This window comes from Hymenobacter frigidus (assembly GCF_014640435.1).
Classification (GTDB): domain Bacteria; phylum Bacteroidota; class Bacteroidia; order Cytophagales; family Hymenobacteraceae; genus Hymenobacter; species Hymenobacter frigidus.
Genome location: NZ_BMGY01000101.1, coordinates 1 through 1,047, shown reverse-complemented (window position 1 = coordinate 1,047; position 1,047 = coordinate 1). Strand labels below are relative to the sequence as shown.

At 61.5% G+C, this 1,047-nt stretch carries 2 protein-coding genes; both read right to left on the bottom strand.

The genetic code is table 11. From position 1 onward, the window contains the following. Positions 1 to 86: 86 nt before the first annotated feature. Positions 87 to 671, bottom strand: coding sequence for an IS630 family transposase (locus IEW17_RS20620; protein ID WP_229749187.1), 585 nt, complete (start codon positions 669 to 671; stop codon positions 87 to 89). Then, the gene (locus tag IEW17_RS20615; protein ID WP_188563948.1) at positions 668 to 997 is read right to left on the bottom strand and encodes a helix-turn-helix domain-containing protein; all 330 of its coding nucleotides are present in this window, start codon (positions 995 to 997) and stop codon (positions 668 to 670) included. The genes IEW17_RS20620 and IEW17_RS20615 overlap by 4 nt, the downstream gene beginning before the upstream one ends. Positions 998 to 1,047: the final 50 nt, after the last annotated feature.

Genomic DNA, 1,047 nt, shown 5'->3' with positions numbered 1-1,047 from the left:
TGCCTGGATTGCAATAGTTAACATTCGCAGAACCCTGAAGTTCTGCTAACTCAAACAGCTTCTAAGCCAGATTTATTTTATCTATATTAGATTTTAAACTGGATGGTGTACTGCTGGCCCACTCGGTCGAGGATGTGCCATACCGCCGTTTTGAGGGTCTGGAAACTGGTGTAGGCTTCCGGGCGGAGCCACTCGTACTTGATTTTGCGCCAGAGGGTCTCGATTTTGTTGAGGTGGGGGCTGTAGGTGGGCAGGTAGAAAATGTACACGTCCTGTTGCTGCCAGGCCTGGATTCGGGCCTGAAAGGCGGCCGCGTGATGGATTTTGGCGTTGTCGAGCACGAGCACCGTGGGTCGGGTGCGGGTGGCGGCCCAGGCATCAAGCGTGTCGATGACGAAGGCCGCGTCCAGCGTCCCCTCGCGGGCGGCGGTGTGCAACTCGTTGGTGGCCGCGTTATAGAAGCCCAACACGTTGAACCGCGGGCCGTGACGGGGCCGGGTGGCCACGTGCTCGCCGGGAAACTGCCAGCCGTACGGGATGGCCGAGGTCAGGCAAAACCCGGATTCGTCGCCGTAATACACGTCCACGTGGCCGGCTGTTTCCAGTTCCTGCACCCAGCCCAGGCGTTCGGCTTTGTCGGCGTAGTCCTCCGGGTCCTGGGCCTCTTTCAGGGCGTGGCGGAAGCGCCGCCAGCTCCCGCCACACTTTTTAAAAAACGGCGCAAGGTGCGGGCCGAGAAGTCTTTGGCCAACTCCTGGCGCAACGTGACGGCCACCTCCTTGAGCTGCTGGCGGTTGGCCCGCACGGCCGCGACCACCGGCGCCTCGTCGGCGGCCCCCAGGATGGGCCGCCGGCCCTGCCCGGCGGCGTTGGCCAGGCCGGCCAGGCCCCCGCGTTCCCAGCGGTTGAACCAGGTGTAAACCGTGGGACGACTCACGTTCAACACGGCCATGATGGCCGCAACATCTTGTCCGTCCGCACTTAAGTAGTCACGCAAAAGTAACGGTGTACTTTTGGCCGACCTCCATTAAGACGTGTTCGATGCGT